Source organism: Candidatus Symbiopectobacterium sp. (genome assembly GCF_020054415.1).
Taxonomy (GTDB): domain Bacteria; phylum Pseudomonadota; class Gammaproteobacteria; order Enterobacterales; family Enterobacteriaceae; genus Symbiopectobacterium.
On the sequence record NZ_JAHWCO010000191.1, the window covers coordinates 1 to 1535 of the forward strand.

1 protein-coding gene and 1 pseudogene are annotated in these 1535 nt (G+C 55.4%); both read right to left on the bottom strand.

Annotated elements, in window-relative coordinates:
* The coding region (gene istB, locus QZ506_RS05650) for an IS21-like element helper ATPase IstB (RefSeq protein WP_291969672.1) at window positions 1-749 on the bottom strand (749 nt) is incomplete at its 3' end.
* Window positions 749-1535 (bottom strand): annotated as a pseudogene (locus tag QZ506_RS05655) (DDE-type integrase/transposase/recombinase); the annotation flags it as partial. The pseudogene QZ506_RS05655 and the gene istB, both read right to left, overlap by 1 nt.

A 1535-nucleotide genomic window follows, 5' to 3' on the forward strand; every position in this document is an offset into this window, starting at 1 on the left:
GCGTTTTTTGCCAGCACTCCGGCTTTGCGTTTTTCCTTTAACCGGTAGCTTTCTCCTTTGATGTTCAGTGTGGTTGAGTGGTGTAGCAGCCGATCCAGGATTGCTGTTGCCAGCACGTTATCGCCGAACATCTCTCCCCAATCGGCGAACACTTTATTTGACGTCAGCACGATGCTCGCTTTTTCATACCGACGGTTCAGAAACCGGAAGAACAGACTGGCTTTCTCACGGCTCATCGGCAGATAGCCTATCTCATCCAGTATCAGTACCCGGGCGTAACCAAGCTGCTGTAGCTGTTTCTCCAGCCGGTTTTCCTGCTTTGCCTTCATAAGTGTGGCGATCAGCTTATCCAGTGGCATGAACAGCACCCTGTGACCGGCATCAGCCGCTTTGACCCCCAGTGCTACTGCCTGGTGCGTTTTGCCCACACCTGGCGGCCCCAGCAGGATCACGTTTTCGCTGCGCCCCACGAACGCCAGCCCTGCCAGTTCCCGGACGACCTTATGATCGATACCTGGCTGGAAGCCGAAGTCGAACTGCTCCAGCGTTTTGACCCACGGGAAGCGGGCCTGTTTCAGCCGGGACTCCATACCGCGCTGATGTCTCCCGTTCCATTTCTGTTGCAGCGCCATGCACAGGAACTCGCGGTAGGTCAGCTCTTTTTTGGCCGCCTGGTCCAGCAGGCTTTCAACGTGGTAGCCCAGATGTTCCATTTTCAGATGACCCAGCAGTATCTCCAGTTCATGCATCACAACAGCTCCTCATACGCGCTCAGCGGACGATGTTCCACCTGACTGACCTGCTGCCAGAGCGGGGCGTGGTGCTCCGGCACGGTCTGCCAGCCGGATGCAGCCGAACAGAGCCGGTGCGATGCCACCTGCTGCTCATTACAGTAGATCCTCAGTTCATCATCCAGCGAGAACCGTATTGAGACCGGGTGGCCACACAGGCTTTCCGGCACGCTGTAACGGTTCCCACCAACCTCTATATAGCCATCCAAGGAGACATGTCGGATATTGAAGTAACTGGTATCAAAGTCATTATCCGGTAACTGCTGCAGATGTACCTGTTCCTGCGTCTGTCTGAACTGGCGAAGTTTCCTCATGTCGGCAACGTCAGCCATCCACTGCTCCAGTAACTGATTAACATGGGCGAAGCTGTCGAACCGGCGGTACCGGACGAAGAAGTTCTCCTTGAGGTATTTCACCATCCGCTCCACCTTACCTTTGGTTCTGGCCCTTCGCGGGCGGCAGGCCCGTGGCAGGAAACCATAGTGATCAGCCAGCAGCAGGAACCCGGAGTTGAACACCACCTTCCCGTTATTATTTTTCAGCACTGCGGCTTTCTGGTTATCGACCAGCACGGTTTTCAAGCTGCCGCCGAAGTAACCGGAAGGCGCGAACCAGTGACTCATAGGTATGTTCAGCATCCTGTTTTGGTGCCGCGAAGACATGGAAGCGACGTGATAATCCCAGCGTGTTAACCGCGAAGTTAACCCTGCATCGTTGCCCGGCAACCTCAGCCTCAACTTCCCC